The organism is Bradyrhizobium sp. SZCCHNRI1009 (assembly GCF_032487575.1).
Classification (GTDB): Bacteria; Pseudomonadota; Alphaproteobacteria; order Rhizobiales; family Xanthobacteraceae; genus Bradyrhizobium.
Genome location: NZ_JAUEUL010000013.1, coordinates 123,870 through 144,554 on the forward strand (window position 1 = coordinate 123,870; position 20,685 = coordinate 144,554).

Genomic DNA, 20,685 nt, shown 5'->3' on the forward strand with positions numbered 1-20,685 from the left:
GTCGCTGACAAACATGCTGCAGACCCGCCCGAGAACCACACCGCGCGGCCACGCGACGGAGTGCGATCTGGATGGAATTTCGCGACCGCCTCGTGGCCATCCGGCTCAAACATGCGTGAGAGGCGGTCGGCGGTGTCGTTCGGTTCGACCGCACGTTTGAGCCAAGCTTGGCCTGCGTGATCCCGGGCAGGCGAGGGCCCGTGCCACGATCGCCGGGATGACAGAGCCGGAAAATTGGAGCCTCGCGCTCGCCGCGCTTCTCGACGCGCGTCCTGCTGCATTGCCGCCACGAGCGCGACACGCATTCGGCGGCGAAAGTCTTCCCTGACACATTACTCTTGGGGATCTGGCGACCGTGTGCCGTGCCGCGGCCGCGCCACATGCGTGATCCGGCCGGTCACGAGAATGGTCCGATAAAGCACCAACTCTGCCTCGCGATCGTTCCCACTGCAACGCTATGCGCGAGCACTGTGGTGCAGCTGGAGACGGGCTGACCGTTGGGGCGGTCGTTCGATGTCGAGCCGGGCCGGTCTGAACTGAGCAATTTGGAGGTTAGTATGAAGACTGTGAGGAGCCTTGTTCTGGGCTCAGGGGCGGCGTTGCTCGCCATGGGTGGGGCTCAGGCCGCCGACCTTCCGATCAAGGCCAAAGCGGTCGAGTATGTCAGGGTCTGCTCGATGTACGGCGCCGGATTTTTCTACATTCCGGGTACCGACACCTGCATCAAGCTCGGCGGCTACCTGCGTGCCGAGGCCGGCTTCGGTACGAATACGATCTTCCAGAATGCCGTGAACGGCGTCGCCGGCGGGCGAAATCGTCTCAGCAACTACTACACGACGCGTTCGCGCGCCGACCTCAACATCGACACCCGCACCGCGACCGAATATGGCGTCGTGCGCACCTTCTTCGACGGTGTCTTCCAGTGGACCGGGGGCAGCTATGCCGGGACCGGCTCCGCCACGGGCGCAACCGCCTATTCGACGGCGGGCGCGCCTGGAGCGCAGGCTGACGGCAACATCGCGCAAGGCGGGATCGGCGTCTTCTATGCCTTCATCCAGTTCGCCGGCTTCACCATGGGTAAGGCCGTGTCGCAGTTCGACGCACCTTGGGCCAACTACCCCGGCAACAATTTCGACGGTCTGACCGGCGGCGGCGGCACCATCACCGGCGTCAACCAGTTCACCTATACCGCGGACTTCGGCTCGGGCATCACGGCCGCGATCTCGGCCCAGGATGCGACGCAGTATTCGCAGTCGCAGATCTGGAATACGGCGGGACAGACGGCCGCTGGCGTGCTCACCGGCAGCTATGGTACGTCGAATTTCGGCGGCAACGTCGCGCCCGACATCGTCGGCATGGTGCGCGTCGATCAGGCCTGGGGCCTGTTCCAGGCGTCCTTCGCGGCGCACGACAACCACGCCGCCTTCTTCGGTGCCAACGAGACGACCGGGCATCCCGCCGACAAATGGGGCTACGCCGGTCAGCTCGCCCTGTCGATCAAGAATATCCCGACCGGCGCCGGCGACACCATCAATCTGCAGGGCGTCTACACCAACGGTGCCAGCCGCTACAACTTCCAGAGCCTCGCGCCGATCAACTACGCGATGTACGGCGGCAGCAACATGGCCGGCGCTTTCCAGAGCCTGGGCTTCGCGGGCGTGTCGGATTCGGTGTTCGGGGCGAATACCCAGCAGCAGCTGACGACGACCTACGGCGTCCGCGGCGCCTTCACCCACAACTGGGATCCGGCTTGGAACACCGCGGTGTACGGCTCATGGAGCGCCGTGCGCTATAATGCGACAGCGAAGGGCCTGATCTGCAACGGTGCGGGTATGGTCGCTCTCGGCATCGTCGGTGCGAACTGCAACCCGGACTTCAACATCTCGACTCTGGGTGTGATCACGCGCTGGACGCCGGTCAAGAATCTGACCTTCTCGGCTGACGTCGCCTGGACCCGGCTGGATCAGAAGTTCGCGGGCGTCGCCAATGCGCCGGCGGTTGCGGCGGTTGCCAAACCGGCCACGACCTATCAGCTGAAGGACCAGGATTCGGTCTCGCTGCTGCTGCGCGCTCAGCGCAACTGGTGATGAGAGGCGAATAGGGAGCAGGGAGTAGCGAATAGCGATTGTCGACGATCCGATTCGGTTTCGCTACTCCACCACAGCGCCGCGGCGCAGATCGGCCTCGATCTGTAGCCGCGAGCCGCCGCCGAAGCGGGCGCGATAGACCTGCAGGTTCTCCATCACCCGCTGCACGTAGTTGCGGGTCTCCGCGAACGGGATCAGCTCGACCCAATCCACCGCGTCCACCTTCGGATCGCGCGGGTCGCCATACCGCTCGACCCATTTCCGTACGCTGCCGCGGCCGGCATTGTAGGCCGCGAACGTCATGATGTACGAGCCGCGATAGTCCTCGAGCAGGCCGCCGAGCTCGGCCGCGCCGAGCTGCGCGTTGTAGACCGGGTCGGTCTTCATCCGGTTCAGATCGAAGCTGACGCCCGCGCGCTTGCAGACGTAGCGGCCGGCATCCGGCGTGACCTGCATCAGCCCATAGGCCTGGGCCGGCGAGACCACCGCCTGGTTGAAGGCACTCTCCTGACGCGCGATCGAGAAGACCACGCTCGGCTCGACTTCCGGTCCGAGCGAGCGGAACGCAGGAATGCCGGTGACCGGATAGGCGTAGTGGTCGAACGGCAGCCCGCGATTGAGCGCGGCCTTGCCGACCAGCAGCATCGCCCGCGCATCGCTGTTTCGCGCGGCGGCCTCCGCGATTCCGACCAGGACGTCGGGGTCGCCGTTGTCGCCCATATCGGCAAAGATCGGGATCGCGACCTCGCCCTCGTCGAGCTCGTAGAGCAGTTGCACCGCGCGCACCACCTCGAGCCGCTCGACGCCGCGTCCGCGGCCGCTCGGAGCGGCATTGAGGCCCAGCTGCGGCAGGCCGAGCTTCGCCCGCGCCAACTGTCCGTAATAGCTCGTGGACTGCTCGGCCGCCGACATATAGGCCGCGCGCGCCTCCTGCATGCGCCCCATCGCTTCTGCCGCGCGGCCCTGCCAATAGCCGGCCCGCGCCAGGGTGGTCGGATTGACGCTGCCGACGCCGATGCGCGCAAAGTGCTGGGCCGCCGTGGCGGGATCGTTGAGGAAGCGCAACGCGATCCAGCCGGCGGTGAATTCCTGCTCGGTCTTGTAGATGTCGCGGTTCGGCAGCGCCGCGTCGCGCGCGATCAGATAGGCGCTCTTATATTCGCCGGTGTCGATCATCTTGCGCGCCAGCAGGCGGCGCTCGATCCACCATTCGTCCAGATTGTGCAGGCGGCCGGGATCCCTGGGCGCGCTGAGCATCAACTGCGCCGCCTCGGCGAACTTCTCGTCGCGCCGCAGCACTTGGATGCGGCTGAAGATGTAGCCGGCATCGCCGTGCAGCTCGCGCGGCACGGCATCGAGCAGGCTCTGGCTGTTGGAGGCTTTGCGGTAGGTCGCGATTCGCGCCTTTGCGAGCGCCACGTGGCCCGAGCCGAGCCGCCGTGCAGCGCGCATCGCCGCCTCGTGCTCGCTGCCATACAGCAGTGTGTCCATCCGCGCCTTGTGATCGCCGCCCGATAGAAGGGCGCCGTACTGGTCCAGGATGTTGTTCTCGGTCTCCTCGGACATCGCGTCGTTGCGCCAGGCGTCGCGCACCAGGCGCTCGGCGTTGGCGCGGTCGCCGCGATTGAGCATCACCCGGGCCAGCGCGAACTTGCCCTTCGCCGACAGCGGCGATTCGTTCTCGAACCACGACCAGACCACGGAATCGTCGCGCTTGTCGTCCCACAACGCGGCCTCGAGCCGGCGGCGAAGGAAGGTCTGCGACGGCCAGGACGGATTGGCGGTGATGAATGCGCGATAGCGCTCGACGCTGGCATTGTTGTTGTCGCTGCGCAGGATCACCCATTCGGCGAGCTTCCGCGCGACGGGATCCGAGATCGCCTGCACGACCTCGTTGGCGTCGCCGGGCTTGCGCTTGCGGACGAGCTCGATCACGTTTTCGAGCGCCTCCTTGTCGGACTGCGAGGTCGAGGACGTCGCGGCGATCGCAGCCGGCACCAGGGGCTTGCGGGAGGCGGGCAGGGCGGCATGCTGGCGGGCCGGCAGGCTGGCAGCCGCCGCGCCGGGCGTGATGTCCCTCGGGGCCGCGCCGGCGCCTTTGGGAGTGTTCTTGATCTCGGCCTTCGCCTCGGCGTGCGCGTCGACCTTGCTCTTCGTCCCGGCCGCCTCGTTGGTGTTCGTCTTGGGGACCGCGCCGCGCGCGATCGGACGCGCCTTCGGCACGGGAACCTTGGCCGTATGAGCCTTGGATGCCGAAACCTTGGACTCTGAAACCTTGGACTTGGCAGCCTGGTCCTTGGCGAGGGCGCCATGTCCGGCGAGAGCCCATCCGAGTGTCAGGCCGGCGGCCAAGGACACCGAGAGTGACACCGACAGGGCGGTCGATCGCAATGCAGTGGCGCGGGCAGAAAAGGGCACGGCGTTCCTTTTGCGGCGGATGACTTCGATCCCCTGACCAACATGGGTCTATCGAAAAGGTGAACAAATCCTAAATATACAGGGAAGGATTGCAACCTGCGCCAACACCGCGGCGAAATCACGACCGAAGGGCGGCGTGCGGCCGCGCGGGTCGGAGAGAAGGGTGCTCACGCGTTTATCGGTGCGGAGCGTGCGGGGCCGGGGTATCGCGGGCGCGGCAAAGCGGCTCGAGTGATTCGTGTGCCTGTTGAGAAGGCAGCCCAGCCGCGGGCGGGCCTTCCGCCCCGTCGGTAGACCCGGTATGAAGTGGCTCGCACAGGGGCCAAACGGCGTTTGGGAGGGAGTTTCATGGCAGCCAAGACGAATTTCCGGGGTTCTTTCACCGCCTTGGTCACTCCTTTCAAGAACGGGTCCGTGGACGAGGCCGCTTTTCGCAGCCTCGTGAACTGGCAGATCGACGAGGGCACCAACGGCCTCGTGCCGGTCGGCACGACGGGCGAGAGCCCGACGCTCAGTCATGACGAGCACAAGCGGGTGGTCGAGTGGTGCATTGCCGAGGCCAAGGGGCGGGTTCCCGTGGTGGCCGGCGCCGGCTCCAATTCGACCAAAGAGGCGGTCGAGCTCGCCCAGCACGCCGAGAAGGCGGGGGCGGACGCGGTGCTGGTGGTGACGCCCTATTACAACAAGCCGACGCAGGAAGGCCTGTATCAGCACTTCAAGGCGATCAACGACGCGATCGGCATTCCGATCATCATCTACAACATTCCGCCGCGCTCGGTGATCGACATGTCCGTCGACACCATGAAGCGCCTGTTCGAGCTGAAGAACATCGCCGGCGTGAAGGACGCCACCGCCAGCATGGTGCGGGTGTCGCAGCAGCGCGCCGCGATGGGCGAGGAGTTCAACCAGCTCTCGGGCGAGGATGCGACGATCATCGGCTACATGGCGCATGGCGGCCATGGCTGCATCTCCGTCACGTCGAACGTCGCGCCGCGGCTGTGCTCGGAATTCCACCAGGCCTGGCAGAAGGGCGATGTCGCCACCGCGCTGAAGATCCACGACAAGCTGATGCCGCTGCACACCAACCTGTTCATCGAGTCCAACCCGGCGCCGGTGAAATACGCGTTGTCGCTGCTCGGCAAGATCGAGGAGAAGCTGCGGCTGCCGATGGTGCCGGTGTCGGAGCCGACCCGGGTCGCGGTGCGCGAGGCGATGGTTCATGCCGGACTGATCAACTGAGCCGACGTATCTTGAGGGGGATGCGAGCATGTTGAAGGAATTCCGTGAATTCGCGATGAAGGGCAACGTCGTCGACCTCGCGGTCGGCGTCATCATCGGCGCGGCGTTCGGCGCCATCGTCAACTCGCTGGTCGGCGACGTCATCATGCCGATCATCGGCGCGGTCACCGGCGGCCTTGATTTCTCCAACTACTTTATCCCGCTGTCCAAAGCGGTAAATGCCGGCAACCTTGCCGATGCGAAGAAGCAGGGTGCGGTGCTGGCCTATGGCAGCTTCCTGACGATCACGCTGAACTTCGTGATCGTTGCCTTCGTTCTTTTCATCGTCATCCGGCTGATGAACACGTTGAAGCGGAAGCAGGAGGCTGCGCCGGCCGCTCCGCCGAAGCCCACACCCGAGGTCGAGCTTCTGACCGAAATCAGGGATCTCCTGAAGAAGGCCTGACGTGGCAGACAAGAACGAGCCCAAGATCACCGTCGCCGCAGAGAACCGCAAGGCGCGGTTCAATTATGCGATCGAGGACACCATCGAGGCCGGCATCGCGCTGACCGGCACCGAGGTGAAGTCGGTCCGCAGCGGCAAGTCGACGATCGCGGAATCCTATGCGGATTCGCGCGACGGCGAGATCTGGCTGATCAACGCCAACATTCCCGAATATCTGCAGGCCAACCGCTTCAATCACGAGCCGAAGCGGCCGCGCAAGCTGCTGCTGCATCGCAAGCAGATCAACAAGCTGATGGGCGCGGTCGAGCGCGAAGGCATGACGCTGATCCCGCTCAAGCTCTATTTCAACGAGCGTGGCCGCGCCAAGCTGCTGCTCGCCGTCGCCAAGGGCAAGAAGCTGCACGACAAGCGCGAGAGCGAAAAGAAGCGCGATTGGGGCCGCGAGAAGGGCCGGCTGCTGCGGGCGCGCGGCTAACGAGACCTTTGCCGCGCGCTCCTCGGCGGCACGCCTGAGCCTTGGGACAGCATCCGATGAATCAGAAGAACCTCTTGGATGTCGACTGGAGCCGGATTCCGGCTCCGACCGACGACGGCGCAGCCGATCATCTGGTCGGGACGATCATTCCCGCGATCGGACTGCGTGCCACCGACGACACGCTGGTCACGTTGTCCGATCTGCCGGGACGGACCGTCGTGTTCGCCTATCCGCGGACCGGCGAACCCGGCAAGGTGTCGCTGGTCGAGGACTGGGACATGATCCCGGGTGCGCGCGGCTGCACGCCGCAGACCTGCAGCTTCCGCGACCTGTTCGGCGAGTTGAAATCGGCAGGCGCCGCGCATGTGTTCGGCCTGTCGACGCAGAGCAATGCCTATCAGACCGAGATGGCCTCGCGCCTGCACCTGCCGTTTCCGGTGCTGTCGGACGAAAAGCTCGAGCTGACCAATGCCCTGCGGTTGCCGACGATGGAGATCGCCGGGCTGACCATGATCAAGCGGCTTGCCATGATCGTGGACGACGCCTGCATCACCCACGTGTTCTATCCGGTGTTTCCTCCGGACAGGAACGCGGGCGACGTGCTGGCGTGGCTGAAGGACAACCGCGTCGCCGCGTGAGGATGGGGCGGACCGACCTAATCCAGATCCGCCTTCACACGCGCGAACACGGCGTGGAACATCTCGGTCGTGAGCACGCCGGTGTTCGTATTGTAGCGTGAGCAGTGATAGCTGTCGTACAGCCTGATCCCGCCGGCCTGGTGCACGGCGCCGTGGGCGAAGGGCGCCGCGACCGCGCGCAGGCCCAGCAGCTTCAGCAGCGTGTCGTGGGAGATGCGGCCGAGCGCGACGATGCTGCGCAGCCGCGGCATCGCGGCGATGGTGGCGCCGAGGAAGCTCCGGCACTGGTTGATCTCGGCGGGCAGCGGCTTGTTCTGCGGCGGCACGCAGCGCACCGCGTTGCTGATTCGGCAATCCACCAGCGTCAGCCCGTCGTCGGGACGTGCCTCGAATCGGCCCTTCGCAAATCCGTAGTGCAGCAGCGTCCCGTAGAGCAGCTCGCCGGCATAGTCGCCGGTGAAGGGACGCCCGGTCCGATTGGCGCCCTGCAGCCCCGGCGCGAGCCCGACGATCAACAGCCGCGCATCGGGATCACCGAACGACGGCACAGGCGCGTTGAACCATGACGGCTCGCGCGCGCGCTGCGCCTCGCGGAATTCCACGAGGCGAGGGCACAGCGGACAGTCTCGATCGGGATTGGTCGAAGACAGGGCAGGCGGCGCAGGCTGAGTGCCCGTCCGCCTAGTCCTCGAAATCGTCATCGTTGGGCGTGGTGGTGGCGGTGGTCGTGGCGCGGGCGGCCGGCGTGGTGGAGCGCTGCAGGAATTGCGGGGAATGGTGGCGCGGCTCGCGCGGGGCGGGGCGCTCCGACGGGTCGCGGCCGAGCTTGGACTGCAACTCCATGAGGTCGGTGAAGACGTCGGCCTGACGGCGCAGCTCGTCGGCGATCATCGGCGGCTGGCTGGAGATGGTCGAGATCACGGTGACGCGAACGCCGCGGCGCTGCATCGCTTCGACCAGCGAGCGGAAGTCGCCGTCGCCCGAGAACAGCACCATCTGGTCGATATGCTCGGCGAGCTCCATGGCATCGACGGCGAGCTCGATGTCCATGTTGCCCTTGACCTTGCGTCGGCCGCTGGCGTCGATGAACTCCTTCGTCGCCTTGGTGACGACGGTATAGCCGTTGTAGTCGAGCCAGTCGATCAAGGGCCGAATCGACGAGTACTCCTGATCCTCGATGATCGCGGTGTAATAGAATGCGCGGAGCAGCGTGCCGCGGCTCTGAAATTCCTTGAGCAGGCGCTTGTAGTCGATGTCGAAGCCGAGCGTCTTGGCCGTGGCGTATAGGTTGGCGCCGTCAATGAAGAGCGCAATCTTGTTGGTCGAAGATGACATTCAGTGTCTCGCGTTCAGTTAGATTCTATTTTGGGCGCGACTCCAGTCGGTCGCGCACTCCATTTCAAGATACTGCCAAGGCGTCGGCGGTCCATCTGGTGTGAGGTTACCGCAAACCGGAGTGATCGGGGCAACAAAGGCGTACTTGTGACGACGTAATGAAGCGTTTTCTTGTCCAAGGCCCGAATTCCGCGGGTCTGGACGGAGCGCCAGTCAAGGTTGCCGAATTCGGTACTCCTTGCCCCTTACCGAACCCTGACGCCAGTTTTGCCTTGCGAAAGCCAGCCAGCCTCTATAACTAGCCCAGCATAATCAGCATATTAAGCACACAAAGGACCGGAGCGACAATGGCGCGCGTCACTGTGGAAGATTGTATCGATAAAGTCGACAACCGGTTCGACCTGGTTCTCCTGGCCGCGCATCGCGCGCGCATGATCTCGTCGGGATCACAACTTACAATTGATAGAGATAATGACAAGAATCCCGTCGTCGCACTCCGGGAAATTGCGGATTCGACCATTTCTCCCGAGGATCTGAAGGAAGAACTGGTGCATTCGCTGCAGAAGTTCGTCGAGGTCGACGAGCCGGAGCCGGACACGGTGCCGCTGATCGGCTCGGCCGGTGCCAGCGTCGATGCCGACGACACCGAGGTCGCCGTCGAGCGCATGACCGAGGAAGAATTGCTGAAGGGCCTCGAGGGCCTCGCTCCGCCGGAAGAGCAGCCGGAAGAGGACGAGTGACGGTCTCGTCACCGTCAGCGCGAGCTCCAGCTAACTTGTGAGAATGTGAAGGCCCGGACCACGTCCGGGCCTTTGCATTTGAACGTGATTCCGTGATTACCATAGGGCTGCGACAAACGCCTGCCATCCGGCAGATTTGGTCACGAAGATAAAGGTTTAGTCATTTTCCATGGTGGTTTCGGGCCACACTCCTCAGCAGATGCAGGCGGCGGCCGAATCGGCCGCGTTGGCGCCTTCGCCGCCGGCTGAGCGGCCGCGGCCGCCGAAGCCGCGCTCCCGCATGATGCGACAGTACGATCTCGTGGAACGGGTCCGCTCCTACAATCCGGATACGAACGAGGATCTGCTCAACCGCGCGTATGTGTACGCCATGAAGGCGCATGGGTCGCAGACCCGCGCGTCCGGCGACCCGTATTTCACGCATCCGCTCGAGGTCGCGGCCATTTTGACCGACCTGAAGCTGGACGACGCCACCATCGTCGCGGCGCTGCTGCACGACACGATCGAGGACACCGAGGCGACCCGCGCCGAGATCGACCGCTTCTTCGGCCCCGAGATCGGTGCGCTCGTCGAGGGATTGACCAAGCTGAAACGGCTCGAGCTGGTTTCGCGCGAGGCCAAGCAGGCCGAGAATCTGCGCAAGCTCCTGCTGGCGATCGCCGACGACGTGCGTGTGCTGCTGGTCAAGCTCGCCGATCGCTTGCACAACATGCGCACGCTGGAGTTCGTGCCGGAGGCATCCCGGCGGCGGATCGCTGAGGAGACGCTCGACATCTACGCGCCGCTCGCGGGCCGCATGGGCATGCAGGAGATGCGCGAGGAGCTCGAGGATCTCTCGTTCCGGACGCTCGACCCGCAGGCGTACAGCGTGGTGATGCAGCGGCTCGATGCGCTGGCGGAGCGCAATCGCAACCTGATCGGCGAGATCGAGAGCCAGCTGGCCCGCAAGTTTCGCGAGCATGGCCTGACGGCGCGGGTGTTCGGTCGCCGCAAGCGGCCATTCTCGATCTGGACCAAGATGGAACGCAAATCCATCGGGTTCGAGCAGCTGTCCGACATCTTCGGCTTTCGCGTCATCATGCCGGATCTCGAATCCTGCTATCGTGCGCTCGGTATCGTGCATACGACGTGGCCTGTCGTGCCCGGCCGGTTCAAGGACTACATCTCGACGCCGAAGCAGAACGACTATCGCTCGATCCACACGACCGTGATTGGCCCGGGCAAGCAGCGCGTCGAGCTGCAGATCCGCACCGAGGACATGGATCAGATCGCCGAGCTCGGCATCGCGGCCCATGCCTTCTACAAGGACGACATCGCCTCGCCGACGGAGCGGCTGAAGCGCGAATCGAATGCCTTCGCCTGGCTGCGCCACACTATCGGCATCCTGTCGGAGAGCGCGAATCCGGAGGAGTTCCTCGAGCACACCAAGCTCGAGCTGTTTCACGATCAGGTGTTCTGCTTCACGCCGAAGGGCAAGCTCATCGCGCTGCCACGCCACGCAAACGTGATCGACTTCGCCTATGCCGTGCATACCGACGTCGGCAACAGCGCCGTCGGCTGCAAGATCAACGGCAAGTTCGCCGCGCTGTCGTCGGAGCTGCAGAACGGCGACGAGGTCGAGGTGCTGACCTCGGACGCGCAGTCGGCGCCGCCCTCGGCCTGGGAGACGCTCGCCATCACCGGCAAGGCACGCGCCGCCATCCGGCGCGCCACCCGAACCGCCGTGCGCGATCAATATGCCGGGCTGGGCCGGCGCATCGTCGAACGTCTGTTCGAGCGGACCAAGCTCGAATATGCCGACGACAAGCTCAAGGGCGCGCTGCCGCGTCTGGCGCGCGCCTCGATCGAGGACGTGATGGCGGCGGTCGGCCGCGGCGAGATCAAGGCCTCCGACGTCGCGCGCGCAATGTATCCGGACTACAAGGAAGAGCGCGTCGTGCGCTACGGCGCCAAGAAGACGGCCGCCGCGCCGGCAGCCAAGGCTGCCGCGCCTGCGGCCGAGCCCCACCGCGGCCCGTTTGCCATCCCGATCAGCGGGCTCAATTCCGGCCTGCCGGTGAAGTTCGCGCCCAACGGCGGTGCCGTGCCGGGCGACCGCATCGTCGGCATCGTGACGCCGGGCGAGGGGATCACGATCTATCCGATCCAGTCGCCGGCGCTGAAGGATTTCGAGGAGGAGCCAGAGCGCTGGCTCGACGTGCGCTGGGACGTCGACGAGACCTCGCCGCAGCGCTTTCCGGCGCGCATTCGCGTCGAGAACGTCAACGAGCCGGGCAGCCTCGCCCAGGTCGCCACCGTGATCGCCGAGCATGACGGCAACATCGACAACATCAGCATGAGCCGCCGCTCGCCTGACTTCACCGAGCTCACGATCGATCTCGAGGTCTACGACCTCAAGCATCTCTCGGCGATCATCAACCAGTTGCGCGCCAAGACCATCGTGGCGCGGGTCGACCGGGTGAATGGCTAATCTGCGGGGATGGCTGCGGCGTTCTGCTTCGGGATGCGCTAAACAAGCCGTAGTCTACTCGAAAGTCCTGCGAGCCGGCCCATGTCCGATCCGTCGAAGTCACATCCTCCGAAGCTGCGCCTTGGCGTCAACGTCGACCACATCGCCACCTTGCGAAATGCCCGCGGCGGCCGCAGCCCCGATCCGGTGCGCGCCGCGCTGCTTGCGATCGAGGCCGGGGCCGACGGCATCACGGCGCATCTGCGCGAGGACCGCCGGCACATCCGCGACGACGACATGGCGCGGCTGAAGGCCGAGATCTCCAAGCCGCTGAACTTCGAGATGGCGGCCACCGAGGAGATGGTGCGGATCGCGCTTGCGACGCGCCCGCATGCCTGCTGCCTGGTGCCGGAGCGGCGCGAGGAACTGACCACCGAGGGCGGCCTCGACGTGGTCGGCCAGCACAACGCGCTGGCGCCGGCGATCGCCCGGCTCGGCGATGCCGGCATCCGGGTGTCGCTGTTCATCGCCGCCGATCCGGCGCAGATCGAGATGGCGGCGCGGCTGCGCGCGCCCGTGATCGAGATCCACACCGGCGGCTGGTGCGATGCCATCACCGACGGCCACCACGACAAGGCGGACGCGGAGTGGGAGCGGATCGTCAGCGGCACCCGGCAGGCCTATGCAGCCGGGCTCGAGGTCCATGCCGGCCACGGGCTCGACTATGCCACCGCCGAGCGGATCGCGACGCTGCCGGAGATCGTCGAGCTCAACATCGGCTACTTCATGATGGGGGAGGCGCTGTTCGTGGGCCTCGCCGAGAGCGTCCGGACCATGCGCGCGGCCATGGATCGCGGCCGTGCGCGGCTGGGGACGGCGGCATGATCATCGGCATCGGCTCCGACCTGATCGACATCCGCCGCGTGGCCGAGGTGATGGACCGGCACGGCGAGCGCTTCCTGAACCGGATCTTCACCGCGGCCGAGCGCGCCAAGGCGGAGCGGCGGGCCAAGAACGAGAAGATGGTGGTCGCCACCTACGCCAAGCGGTTCGCCGCCAAGGAGGCCTGCGCCAAGGCGCTCGGCACCGGGATCCGTCAGGGCGTGTGGTGGCGCGACATGGGCGTCGTCAATCTGCCCGGCGGCCGGCCGACCATGCAGCTCACGGGGGGCGCGGCCGAACGGCTGAAGGCGCTGACCCCCGAGGGCCACGAGCCGCGCATCGACCTGTCGATCACCGACGACTGGCCGCTGGCGCAAGCCTTCGTCATAATTTCGGCGGTGCGCCGCGAGACATCCTGACGGGCGGCCGCCCCAGCAGGAAAAACAAAAATGCGATCGATTTCAGCGAGTTATGTAGTTTTGATGCGGCGATTGATTGCGCGGCCCCGCGCAGTCGTCTAAAACCCGCCGGGATCGAACCGGCTGCATCACGGGCGGATTCTGGGTCAAACCGGAGTTGGCCTTAACCACCAGAATCAGGACAGACTCCCTTAAGCCGCGGAACGGTATGGTGTTCGCGGACGGAGGGGTGTTCGGCAACGGCTGGCGAATCGTCGGACCATTCGCCAAGGGACATTGAAAGAGCGATGAGCGTGACCTCCGGAACCAAGACTGAGAGCGGCCTCGGTGAAACCGTTCGTGTCGTCGTTCATGCGCTACTGATCGCGCTGGTGATCCGTACGTTCCTGTTCCAGCCGTTCAACATCCCGTCGGGATCGATGAAGGCGACCCTGCTGGTCGGCGACTATCTGTTCGTATCGAAATATTCGTACGGCTATAGCCACTACTCGATCCCGCTGTCGCCGCCGCTGTTCTCGGGCCGCATCTTCGGCTCGGAGCCGAACCGCGGCGACATCGTCGTGTTTCGTCTGCCGAAGGACGATACCACCGACTACATCAAGCGCGTGATCGGCCTGCCTGGCGACCGCATCCAGGTGCGCGAAGGGCTGCTCTACATCAACGACAAGCCGGTGCAGCGCGAGCGGCTGTCCGACTTCATCGGCGAGGATCCCTGCGGGCAGCCGGACTCGACCGCGCGCGTCAAGCGCTGGAAGGAGACGCTGCCGAACGGCGTCAGCTATGAGACGCTGGACTGCGTCGACAACGGCTATGTCGACAACACCGCGGTGTATACCGTGCCGGCCGGCAACTTCTTCATGATGGGCGACAACCGCGACAACTCGACCGACAGCCGCTTCCTCAGCCAGGTCGGCTACGTGCCGTTCGAGAACATCGTCGGCCGTGCGCAGCTGATCTTCTTTTCCATTGCCGAAGGCGAGCATGCCTGGGCGTTCTGGCGCTGGCCGGTATCGGTGCGCTGGAATCGAATCTTCAAATTCGTGCGATGATCGACGACTCACCCGATATCCAGACCACGCAGGCTGCCGCATCGAGCCCGCAACCCGGCACGGGTGCGCTGGAGGCGTCGCCCAAGGCTGTGTCGCGGCCGAAGTCTGAGATCAAGCCCGAGCAGAAGAGCGAGCCCAAGACTGAGCCAAAGACCGAGCCAAAGGCCGATTCCAGGACCGAGGCGAAGCCGGTCTCCAAGCCGGACATGAAGACCGTCGAGTCCGAATCGGGGTCCGCTGGCCCGACCGACGATGGGGCCGACCCGACCGCGCTCGTTGCCGAGGCCGAATCCGACGGCAAAGCGCGCAGCAAGGCGAAGGGCAGCCGCCGTGCCAAGAGCGCGGGGACCGGCGCCGCCAAGGGCGCCAAGGCCGCGGACAAGGCCGCCAATGCGGCGATCGAGGCGCGCATCGGCCATCACTTTGCCGATCCGTCGCTGCTCAGCACCGCCTTCACCCACGTCTCGGCGCTGAAATCGTCCAAGAAGCGCGGCGACAGCTATCAGCGGCTCGAATTTCTCGGCGACCACGTGCTCGGCCTGATCGTGTCCGACATGCTGTACCGCTCGTTTCCGAGCGCGGACGAAGGGGAGTTGTCGAAGCGGCTCGCCGATCTCGTGCGCAAGGAGAGCTGCGCCGACGTCGCCAAGTCGCTCGGCCTGCTCGACGACATCAAGCTCGGCGCGGTCGGCGCCGGCGCCGGGGCGCGGTTGCGCAAGTCGGTGCTGGGTGACGTCTGCGAGGCGGTGATCGGCGCGATCTTCCTCGACGGCGGCTACACCGCCGCGGCGGGCTTCGTCGAGCGCAACTGGACCGAGCGCATGCACAAGCCGCGGCGCCCGCTGCGCGATCCGAAGACGGTGCTGCAGGAATGGGCGCAGGGCAAGGGCCTGCCGACCCCGGTCTACCGGGAGGTGGAGCGCACCGGCCCACATCACGATCCGCAGTTCCGTGTCGCCGTCGACCTGCCGGGGCTGGAGCCGGCCGAAGGCATCGGCGGCTCGAAGCGCGCGGCAGAAAAGGTGGCGGCATCTGTCATGATCGAGCGCGAAGGCGTCAGCGGCGGCAGCAATGACGGCTGAACAACAATCGGTGCCGGCTGCCGGGACCCGCTGCGGTTTCGTCGCGCTGATCGGCGCGCCCAATGTCGGCAAGTCGACGCTCGTCAACGCGCTGGTCGGCTCCAAGGTCACGATCGTCTCGCGCAAGGTGCAGACGACGCGGGCGCTGATCCGCGGCATCGTCATCGAGGGGGCGTCTCAGATCATCCTGGTCGATACCCCCGGCATCTTCGCGCCGAAGCGCAGGCTGGACCGCGCCATGGTCACGACGGCCTGGAGCGGGGCGCATGACGCCGATGTCGTCTGCGTGCTGCTCGATGCCAAGAAGGGCATCGACGACGAGGCGCAGTCCATCATCGACAAGGCGGCTGCGGTCGCGCACGAAAAGATCCTGGTGGTCAACAAGGTCGACCTGGTGCCGCGCGAGAAGCTGCTGGCGCTGGTCGCGGCCGCCAACGAGAAGCTGTCGTTCGCGCGCACCTTCATGATCTCGGCGATCTCCGGCGACGGCGTCGACGATCTCAGGCGGGCCTTGGCGGAGATGGTGCCGCCCGGCCCGTTCCATTATCCCGAGGACCAGATGTCGGACGCGCCGATGCGGCACCTCGCGGCTGAGATCACCCGCGAGAAGATCTATTCGCATCTGCATCAGGAGCTGCCCTACCAGTCCACGGTCGAGACCGACAGCTGGACCGAGCGCAAGGACGGCTCGATCCGCATCGAGCAGACGATCTTCGTGGAGCGCGACAGCCAGCGCAAGATCGTGCTCGGCAAGGGCGGCGCGACGATCAAGTCGATCGGCGCGCAGGCGCGCAAGGAAATCGCAGAGATCACCGGCGTGCCGGTGCACCTGTTTCTGTTCGTGAAGGTGCGTGAGAACTGGGGCGACGATCCCGACCGCTACCGGGAGATGGGGCTCGAGTTCCCCAGGGAATGACAATGAGCGTGCCGCGCAACGTGCTGTGGTTCGAAGTGCTGCTCTACATCTCGCTGATGCTGGACGCGCTGTCCGTTGCGGTGTCGGACCGGACGCCGACCTTCGACATGACCGAGGACATGATCACCGCGCAGACCGTGCTCAACGGGGTGGTCATCCTGCTGCTGTTCTATTTCGTCTATCTGGCGGCGCAGCGCCGCAGGAACTGGCCGCGCTGGGTGCTGCTGGGGGCGCTGGTGCTGTCCGACATCTCCCTGGTGCAGGTGATCGGCCAGAAGGGCATGACGCTCGATGCCGGCATCGAGGTCATCTCCTGCGCGCTGACGACGATGGGTCTGTACTACTCGTTCACGGGCGATGCGCGCGGCTGGTTCAACGCGTGACGCTTTGACCGTAAGGGCCGTAGAGCGCGGCGCGCCCACCAAGGTTGGGGGCTAGCGCAGAAGGCCACCAAGACGTCATTGCGAGCGCAGCGAAGCAATCCAGGGCTGCGATCCGACTCTGGATTGCTTCGCTGCGCTCGCAATGACGAGTTTTGTGGCGGCAGCGCGCACAAGCTACGTTGATTGTCCACCCGCGGCCGGCACTAGGAGGCAAGCGCGTGTGGAATCATTTGGGCGGCTCGTGAGATGGAATGGACCGACGATGGCATCGTGCTGGGCGTGCGGCGGCACGGCGAATCCTCGGCTGTCGTCGAGCTGCTGACCCGCGAGCATGGCCGGCATCTCGGTCTCGTGCGCGGGGCGAGCGGCAAGCGCATGCGGCCGGTGCTGCAGCCGGGCAATACGGTGCGCGCGATCTGGCGCGCGCGGCTCGATGAGCATCTCGGCATGTACGCCATCGACGCGCTGACCTTGCGGGCGGCGGGGCTGATCTCCGCGCAACACGGCGCCTACGGCGTGACGCATCTTGCCTCGCTGGCCCGGCTGTTGCCGGAGCGCGATCCGCACGAAGACATGTATCTGCGGCTCGAACATGCGCTCGATGATTTCGAGGATGTGGGCAGCGCCGCTGTCCACATCGTGCGCTTCGAGCTGGCGATCCTCGCCGAGCTCGGCTTCGGGCTCGATCTCGACTCCTGCGCTGCGACCGGCGAGACCTCGGACCTGATCTACGTATCGCCGAAGTCGGGCGGCGCGGTGTCGCGCACGGCCGGCGCGCCATGGGCCGACCGCCTGCTGCCGTTGCCGCCCTTCCTGCGCGAGGGCGAGCAGGGCGATGGCTGGTCGCAGCAGGATCTGCTCGACGGTTTCCGGCTGACCGGCCTGTTCCTTCTGCGTCATGTGCTGGAGCCGCGCGGGCAGGGCCATTCCGACGCCCGCGAGGGCTTCATCAACGCGGTGACGCGGGCAAGGCCCGCCTTGCGATAGGGCTCGTTTTCGACGTTCGTCGTCATGTGCCCGCGCGCTCGTTCGCCAACGTCGAGACTGACGACACCGCGGGCATCGCGGCAAAGCTGATCCCGATACCGTCTCCGATTGTGACGTCATTCACATCCGTCTTCACACGACCGACGCAGGATCGTGCAACAATCCTGGTTGATGATAGTTCTCAGATCATTTTGAGGTTGCGTCGGCCGCGGGTCCTGGCGAAGATTGCAGCCCTTCGACGAGATGCGTTTCGTGCGCGCCTTTTTTCATCACCGTGGGGCATTTCGATCATGAGCGATTTCGAGAACCGCAAATCCAGCAACGGGTTCACGTCCAAGCTGTGGCGTGGCGAGCGCATGACGATGATCGGCTTCGACGTTGCCGAGCCCGAACCCGACCTGGTCGGATTCTCGATCGAAGTGAAGTCGCCGGGCGCACGGGATTTTTCTCAGTTGCGCAACAGGATCGCGTTTTCCTATCCGGCGGGAGCCGGCGCGGCGGTCGACGGCAACCGGAATTTCCCGTCGACCGAGGCGCCGTTCCAGAAATTCCGCTGGATCCATTTTCCCTACCGGCCCAAGGATGGCGTCTATACGTATCGTGTCGCCAAGCAGCACATGCGCAACGACGGCACGCTGGTGGCGGGGACCAGCCTCACGCTCGACATCACGCAGAGCGCCGTGACCTATGACGGCCTGGTCGACGTCGGTTTCACCCGCAACTTCGCCTCGTCTCAGGCCTATCGCGATCAGTTCGGCAACAATGCCGAGATCATTCCCGTCGAGAGCCGCGACGGGCCGGGCTTCGACAAGCTCGACCTCACCAACGAGGCCGGCGACAGCGTCTATGAGTGGCTGGGGTTCGAGGCCTACGACCTCCTGTTCGGCTTCTTGAAAGAGGCCCTTGCGGATCCCGGGCTCACGCTCGACGTGATGGCCTATGACCTCAACGAGCCCGATGTGATCGGCCAGCTCGAGCAGTTCGGTCCGCGGCTGCGGGCGATCATCGACGATTCCAACGCCAAGGATAACAGTCACAAGCTGCCGGGCAGCGCGGAGTCGCGCAGCGCCAAGCGCTTCAAGCAGGCGGGTGCTGCCGTGCTGCGCACGCATTTCAGCAACCTCCAGCACAACAAGGTCCTGATCACGCGCCGCGACGGCAGGCCCGAGAAAGTGCTGTGCGGCTCGACCAATTTCACCTTCCGCGGCCTCTATATTCAGGCCAACAACATGCTGGTCTTTCATTCGCCTGATGTCGCCGGGCTGTTCGGCGAGATGTTCGATATCGCCTTCGAGGACCCCTCGGTCTTCCGGAAGAATGATTTCTCCAAGAAGTGGCACGCCGTCCATACCGAGGGAAAGCCGACCGTACAGCTCTGCTTCTCGCCGCACCAGGCCACCGATCTCTCGCTCAATCCGATCCGGGCCGCGATCGATCAGGCCACCTCGTCGGTGTTCTACTCGGTCGCGTTTCTGAGCCAGCTCGGCGACGGTCCGACCAAGGACGCGTTCGACCGCGTGATGGAGCGGCCGATCTTCAGCTACGGCACGGTCGACAAGCGCGGCGCCCTGGAGCTGCGCAAGCCCGACGGCTCGATCGGTCTCGTCGATTTCGCCTATCTCGCGAGCAAGGCGCCGGAGCCGTTCCGCAGCGAATGGTCCGGCGGCAAGGGCCGCAACATCCATCACAAATTCCTGGTGACCGATTTCAGCCTGCCGACCGCGAAAGTGTTCACCGGATCGAGCAACTTCTCGCCGAGCGGAGAGAAGGGCAACGGCGACCACCTCATCATGATCGAGGACCGAAAGATCGCCACCTCCTATGCGATCGAGGCCACCCGCGTGTTCGATCACCTGCAGTTTCGCAACCGGATGCGCGATGCGTTCAAGGGCAAGTCCGAGCGGCAGCGCTCCGCGTCCGCGCCTGCGGCGATCACGCTGCGCAAGCCGACGGCGTTGTCCGGCAAGCCGGCCTGGTTCGAGCGCTTCTACGTCGACGGCTCGCAGGCCGAACGCGATCGATTGCTGTTCTCGTCCTAGATATCGTTACGGACAGAGTTGGAGACGACCATGCCATTGAACGACTATTCGCTTCTCAAGGGTCGGCCCATCAACAATCGTCTGGCGTCGGGAAGCAGTCCGCACTATCAGGTGCAGGTCTCCGCCGACGGTGAGCTCTATCGCATCGCCATCAATGTCCGTTCCCAGGATGGCAGCGAGGTCGAGTTCCTGGTCCGCTCGCGCTTCGAACATCCGATCGTCGACGGCCTGAAGGCGTTTTCGGAGGGGCTGCATCCATTGGAGAGCAAGCCCGGCGGCGTGGCGCTCGATTTCATCCGGGGCAATCTGATGCAGCCGTGGGAGCTCAAGCCGCTGCCGCTGTCGGCCGCGGGCCCCGACAACGATCTCAACGAGAAAATCGACGCCTACGTTCAGCGCGCCATGTCCGACGAGACGGCTCTCATTTATGCCTTCGGCGTCGCATGGGGACCGGAGGAGAAGGCCGACCGCTATTTCGGCTTCAAGCCCGGCCGCGGTATCCACGATATCCATTTCAACCAGGGCAATCCGGCCGGCAAATACGCCGGGGACAACGGTCCCTGGCAGGACGGTGGACTGATCTTCGAGTTTCCCGACCAGCAGCAATGGGTCGCCATCTTCCTGAAGTTCCAGACCCAGGCCTGGCATTCGGACGATGTCAGCGGCGGGGTCATCCTGCCGCCCGATCCCGATCACCCCAACGCGCCGCATACGCCGCCCGACCGCGACCACATTCCGCCGCTCGACGTGCCCGACGGGCTGGTGCGGATCATCGCGGCCTATGTCAACGACGTGCGCACGCCGGAGCACGAGACGGTCACGCTGCTGAACACCGCCGATGTCGACGTCGATCTCACCGGCTGGCAGATCAAGGACAAGCAGAAGAACGCCATGCAGCTCAGCGGCACGATCGCGCGCGGCGCCACCTTGGTGGTGCCCATCGTCGCGCCGGTCGCGCTGTCGAACCGGGGCGGCATCATCACGCTGTTGAATGCCGCAGGCGTGAAGGTGCACGGCGTCTCCTATACGCGGGAACAGGCGGCGCAGCCGGGCCGCACCATCCCGTTCCAGTCGTGACCGCGTGTCGCGCGGCGGAGCCGTC

19 protein-coding genes are annotated in these 20,685 nt (G+C 65.2%); 16 read left to right on the top strand and 3 right to left on the bottom strand.

What is annotated here, in order from left to right:
* The first annotated feature begins 557 nt into the window (after positions 1-557).
* A complete protein-coding gene (locus QX010_RS22230) occupies positions 558-2,087 on the top strand; it encodes a porin (RefSeq protein WP_316181898.1) in 1,530 nt (509 codons plus the stop codon).
* Between the two features lie 63 nt (positions 2,088-2,150).
* Here the strand turns inward: QX010_RS22230 and QX010_RS22235 are convergent, their stop codons facing one another.
* Positions 2,151-4,505 (bottom strand): lytic transglycosylase domain-containing protein, encoded by a 2,355-nt coding sequence (locus QX010_RS22235; RefSeq protein ID WP_316181900.1) that lies wholly within the window; start codon positions 4,503-4,505, stop codon positions 2,151-2,153.
* A gap of 348 nt (positions 4,506-4,853) precedes the next feature.
* Here QX010_RS22235 and dapA point away from each other — a divergent pair, with 348 nt between their 5' ends.
* Genes dapA through QX010_RS22255 form a run of 4 tightly spaced genes read left to right on the top strand, consistent with a single transcriptional unit; the run spans position 4,854 to position 7,302 of the window.
* A complete protein-coding gene (gene dapA / locus QX010_RS22240) occupies positions 4,854-5,744 on the top strand; it encodes a 4-hydroxy-tetrahydrodipicolinate synthase (protein ID WP_316181901.1) in 891 nt (296 codons plus the stop codon).
* 28 nt (positions 5,745-5,772) lie between these two features.
* Positions 5,773-6,189, top strand: coding sequence for a large conductance mechanosensitive channel protein MscL (gene mscL, locus QX010_RS22245; protein WP_316181903.1), 417 nt, complete (start codon positions 5,773-5,775; stop codon positions 6,187-6,189).
* Between the two features lies 1 nt (position 6,190).
* Positions 6,191-6,664 (top strand): SsrA-binding protein SmpB, encoded by a 474-nt coding sequence (gene smpB, locus QX010_RS22250; protein WP_315804006.1) that lies wholly within the window; start codon positions 6,191-6,193, stop codon positions 6,662-6,664.
* Positions 6,665-6,720: 56 nt separating this feature from the next.
* The gene (locus tag QX010_RS22255) at positions 6,721-7,302 is read left to right on the top strand and encodes a peroxiredoxin (protein WP_315804005.1); all 582 of its coding nucleotides are present in this window, start codon (positions 6,721-6,723) and stop codon (positions 7,300-7,302) included.
* A gap of 17 nt (positions 7,303-7,319) precedes the next feature.
* Here QX010_RS22255 and QX010_RS22260 read toward each other — a convergent pair whose 3' ends face one another.
* On the bottom strand, positions 7,320-8,003 hold the full coding sequence (locus QX010_RS22260) for a uracil-DNA glycosylase (RefSeq protein ID WP_315804004.1): 684 nt from the start codon (positions 8,001-8,003) through the stop codon (positions 7,320-7,322).
* Positions 7,984-8,637 (bottom strand): NYN domain-containing protein, encoded by a 654-nt coding sequence (locus QX010_RS22265; RefSeq protein WP_315804003.1) that lies wholly within the window; start codon positions 8,635-8,637, stop codon positions 7,984-7,986. Before QX010_RS22265 ends, QX010_RS22260 begins: the two co-directional genes overlap by 20 nt.
* 347 nt (positions 8,638-8,984) lie before the next feature.
* Between QX010_RS22265 and rpoZ the strand changes: the two genes are divergently transcribed.
* From rpoZ to QX010_RS22320, 11 genes are all read left to right on the top strand, one after another.
* Positions 8,985-9,377: a DNA-directed RNA polymerase subunit omega gene (rpoZ, locus tag QX010_RS22270; RefSeq protein WP_006612728.1), complete on the top strand. Its 393-nt coding sequence runs from the start codon at positions 8,985-8,987 to the stop codon at positions 9,375-9,377.
* A gap of 169 nt (positions 9,378-9,546) precedes the next feature.
* On the top strand, positions 9,547-11,847 hold the full coding sequence (locus QX010_RS22275; protein ID WP_316181904.1) for a bifunctional (p)ppGpp synthetase/guanosine-3',5'-bis(diphosphate) 3'-pyrophosphohydrolase: 2,301 nt from the start codon (positions 9,547-9,549) through the stop codon (positions 11,845-11,847).
* 81 nt (positions 11,848-11,928) lie between these two features.
* The gene (locus QX010_RS22280) at positions 11,929-12,711 is read left to right on the top strand and encodes a pyridoxine 5'-phosphate synthase (protein WP_316181906.1); all 783 of its coding nucleotides are present in this window, start codon (positions 11,929-11,931) and stop codon (positions 12,709-12,711) included.
* A complete protein-coding gene (gene acpS, locus QX010_RS22285) occupies positions 12,708-13,127 on the top strand; it encodes a holo-ACP synthase (RefSeq protein ID WP_315804001.1) in 420 nt (139 codons plus the stop codon). Before QX010_RS22280 ends, acpS begins: the two co-directional genes overlap by 4 nt.
* A gap of 287 nt (positions 13,128-13,414) precedes the next feature.
* Positions 13,415-14,176: a signal peptidase I gene (gene lepB, locus QX010_RS22290; RefSeq protein WP_315804000.1), complete on the top strand. Its 762-nt coding sequence runs from the start codon at positions 13,415-13,417 to the stop codon at positions 14,174-14,176.
* Positions 14,173-15,258: a ribonuclease III gene (gene rnc, locus QX010_RS22295; RefSeq protein WP_316181908.1), complete on the top strand. Its 1,086-nt coding sequence runs from the start codon at positions 14,173-14,175 to the stop codon at positions 15,256-15,258. The genes lepB and rnc overlap by 4 nt, the downstream gene beginning before the upstream one ends.
* Positions 15,248-16,174: a GTPase Era gene (era, locus tag QX010_RS22300; RefSeq protein ID WP_315803998.1), complete on the top strand. Its 927-nt coding sequence runs from the start codon at positions 15,248-15,250 to the stop codon at positions 16,172-16,174. The genes rnc and era overlap by 11 nt, the downstream gene beginning before the upstream one ends.
* 2 nt (positions 16,175-16,176) lie before the next feature.
* Positions 16,177-16,557, top strand: coding sequence for a hypothetical protein (locus QX010_RS22305; protein WP_315803997.1), 381 nt, complete (start codon positions 16,177-16,179; stop codon positions 16,555-16,557).
* A 246-nt stretch (positions 16,558-16,803) separates the two neighbouring features.
* Positions 16,804-17,544 carry a DNA repair protein RecO gene (recO, locus tag QX010_RS22310; protein ID WP_316181910.1) on the top strand — a complete coding sequence of 247 codons (741 nt, stop codon included), beginning with the start codon at positions 16,804-16,806 and terminating at the stop codon, positions 17,542-17,544.
* A gap of 290 nt (positions 17,545-17,834) precedes the next feature.
* Positions 17,835-19,583 (top strand): phospholipase D-like domain-containing protein, encoded by a 1,749-nt coding sequence (locus tag QX010_RS22315; protein ID WP_316181911.1) that lies wholly within the window; start codon positions 17,835-17,837, stop codon positions 19,581-19,583.
* A 30-nt stretch (positions 19,584-19,613) separates the two neighbouring features.
* The gene (locus QX010_RS22320; protein ID WP_315803994.1) at positions 19,614-20,660 is read left to right on the top strand and encodes a DUF2278 family protein; all 1,047 of its coding nucleotides are present in this window, start codon (positions 19,614-19,616) and stop codon (positions 20,658-20,660) included.
* The last annotated feature ends 25 nt before the right edge of the window (positions 20,661-20,685 follow it).